This is a genomic window from Yersinia sp. 1252 StPb PI (genome assembly GCF_048593885.1).
GTDB classification, from domain to species: Bacteria; Pseudomonadota; Gammaproteobacteria; order Enterobacterales; family Enterobacteriaceae; genus Yersinia; species Yersinia enterocolitica_E.
The window spans coordinates 1-1,813 of record NZ_JAZGQE010000343.1 but is presented as its reverse complement, the minus strand read 5'-3'; the positions used below and the strand labels follow the sequence as shown (position 1 = coordinate 1,813).

The window sequence follows — 1,813 nt, the reverse complement described above, 5'->3', positions numbered from 1 at the left end:
CTCACATATTTAACTGTTTTACATTTTATTTTGTTATTTTAATTACATTTTAGCGGCTTAAATGTACTGGTAATATAGATGACTTTCTTTTGTTAATTGATTTTAAAGGATTATTTTATAATGTGATTGGCGGCGGTGGGTATTGCCGATCTTTTAGAGCCATCGGCAATGTGAGATTTATAACCTAGCGTGACTAGCTTCTGACCCATCCTCTACTGATAGGCAGAGCAAAACTAATACGATAGAGGCGAGTCATACCACTCGCGATAGCGTCACCGAATAAATTCCATACTAACTGTGCGAACAGACAACCAATAATCCCTAATAAGAAGGCACCCACCATATCTAATGGCCAATGAACACCCAGGTAAATACGTGACCATGCAATGGCGGCTGCGACGACCATCATGCTGACTGCGGACCAGAGTTTGTGCCAAAAAACAAAGGCTAAGGCAAAGGTGAAAATAGCGGTGCCGTGATCACTTGGGAAAGAGCTGTCAGGTGCATGGCTCATAAAGTTATAGCCAAAACCGACAACAAAAGGGCGATCGTGTGGGATAAGCATCCCGATACAAGCCGCTGAAAGCATAGAGAAAGCAAGAGCGATTGCTGCCTTGGTTACCACTGCTCGCTGCATGTTAATGCTATCTTTTGGCCCCCATAGCCACAGTGCCACCAGTAACACGGGGATAATCATGATCAGGTCACGTGCGATGAAGGTCGCAAAAGAAATCATCCATGGCGGTGATGCAGGGGTCGCATTTATCATGGAAAAGAAAAAATAGTTCATTTGTTCCATTATTCAGTACCTTTATCGCGGCGGTAAAAACCGCTAATCATCCAAAACAGAGCCAACTGGCTCAGCCATACCCACCAACCCGCCCACAGGTTATGAGTAAGAAAATGTGCCCCGCGCATAATTTGACCAAACCCCATCAACATGCCAAGACCAATACCGAGCAACCAACACAGCGTAGCCAACCGAGGCCGCTCGGGGTAGAACAGGAAGAACAGTGCCATCACGGCAAAACCGCTGGATGCATGGCCACCGGGAAAACAGTGGCCGGGACCTGCACCTACAGGAGCGGTACCCATCAGCACATAACTGATAGCTTTACCACCGTACTCCACCAGATCCCAAGGGCAGGAGTGGGCGCTGACGGCCTTTAGCACACCAACCACCAACGGACCGATGCCAAACAACAACATGGTCGTCACCAAGCGCCCATTACGGCGATAAATCCCCCATAACAATGCCACCACGGCAGTACTGATAATGGTTATTTTCAATAATCGGTGGTTGAGTAAATCCAGCCAGTAATTGTTTTCCCATGGAAAATTTTGCCCGACGGGGTCAAACCAGTAATTGCTGATAAACCAATCTAGTTGCTCGTTGTTCGACAGCCATAGAAAGAGCAATCCACAGATCACTAACCCAAAAACCTGCCAAAAATAGAAGGATAACGGCAACGAGTAAAGGGAGTTTGTCTTAATTATCTGTGCTGTTGAGGCATTATTTAATGTCGCTGGAGTGGCATTGGCTTGAGAGGTAGGTTTGCTGGTCTTCACGAAGTAACCTGAAGCGGAAATAGGGAATACTAAGACTGTAATAATATTGTCTTAAGAAAGCCTTAAGGGGCAGATGGCGCGATATGGACGAGAGTAGAAATAGGCAGAACTCAAATTTCAGGCAAGAAAAAACCCGATTAGTCTTGAACCTAAGAAGGCGGGACTATCGGGCTCCTCAATATGGGGACATCAAAGAAAAGCAGTGGCATTAAATCAGACCCCAGTCCAGTAAGAAAGTTCTGGG

Annotated in this window: 2 protein-coding genes; both read right to left on the bottom strand. The window is 46.1% G+C overall.

What is annotated here, in order from left to right; translation table 11 throughout:
* Positions 1-193 precede the first annotated feature (193 nt).
* Positions 194-799 carry an undecaprenyl-diphosphate phosphatase gene (gene ybjG, locus V2A85_RS23390; RefSeq protein ID WP_372559364.1) on the bottom strand — a complete coding sequence of 202 codons (606 nt, stop codon included), beginning with the start codon at positions 797-799 and terminating at the stop codon, positions 194-196.
* The gene (locus V2A85_RS23385) at positions 799-1,470 is read right to left on the bottom strand and encodes a phosphatase PAP2 family protein (protein WP_372559923.1); all 672 of its coding nucleotides are present in this window, start codon (positions 1,468-1,470) and stop codon (positions 799-801) included. Before V2A85_RS23385 ends, ybjG begins: the two co-directional genes overlap by 1 nt.
* Positions 1,471-1,813 lie beyond the last annotated feature (343 nt).

Coding starts and splice junctions, on each gene's coding strand:
- ybjG (WP_372559364.1), bottom strand. CDS start 799: ATGGAACAAATGAACTATTTTTTCTTTTCCATGATAAATGCGACCCCT.